We start from the raw sequence: 827 nt of genomic DNA, 5'->3' as shown, positions 1-827 counted from the left end.
GCGGACAGCGCTGGATGTGGGCGTGGAGCCATCGATAGACAGGTTCTTGCGACGGAATCAGTCTTCGAGAGGGCTCCACGTGATCACCTATTCTGCCAGGCTCGACGTGCCCAGGGAACTCGTGCGACACGTGGCGCGGTTGCTGCGGGCCGAGCGCCGGGCGGTGGGCACCCGACCGGGAACCCGCGCGTTGACGTGCTTCTACCAGGCGCTTCTGGTGTTGGCGTGGTTCCGCAAGGGTGAGGACAAGACCATCCTCGGGGCGGGGTTCGGGGTGTCGAGGGCGACCGCGTACCGGTACGTGGCCGAGGCCGTGCGTGTCCTGGCGGCGCAGACGCCTACTCTGCACGACGCCCTGACCCGGGTCGCCGCTGACGGCTGGTCGCACGTGATCCTCGACGGGAAGCTGTTCGACACCGACCGGCTGGCCGAGACGACCACCAGCGTGAAGGGCGAGACGATCGACGCCTGGTACTCCGGGAAGCACCGCGACTTCGGCGCGAACATTCAAGCCGTGATGCGCCCGGACGGGCTGCCGATCTGGACCTCGGATGCGCTGCCCGGTCACCTGCACGACCTGACCTGCGCCCAACGGTTGGACGTTACCGGCGCCCTCTACTGGGCGGCATCCACACTGAAACTGCCGACCTTGGCCGACTCCGGCTACGACGGCGCTGGTCAGGGCATCCACACCCCGTACAAGCAGCCCGCCGACGGCCGCCGGCTCGCGGTCGACAACCGCGCCTACAACGCCGCTCTCCGATCGATGCGCTGTCTCGGAGAACGCGGCTTCGCGATCCTCACCGGCCGCTGGCGCAGCCTCCGCC

The 827-nt window shown here is 68.7% G+C and carries 1 protein-coding gene; it reads left to right on the top strand.

Annotated features, from left to right (window positions below; all coding sequences use genetic code 11):
* Positions 1-79: 79 nt before the first annotated feature.
* Positions 80-827: transposase family protein (locus tag ACFOYX_RS36210; protein WP_377534821.1), on the top strand; the 748-nt coding region annotated here is incomplete at its 3' end.

The sequence above is a fragment of the Micromonospora sp. GCM10011541 genome (genome assembly GCF_042650725.1).
GTDB lineage: Bacteria > Actinomycetota > Actinomycetes > Mycobacteriales > Micromonosporaceae > Micromonospora > Micromonospora sicca.
Note: the sequence above shows the minus strand (reverse complement) of the source record. Positions and strands in the feature narration are given on the sequence as shown.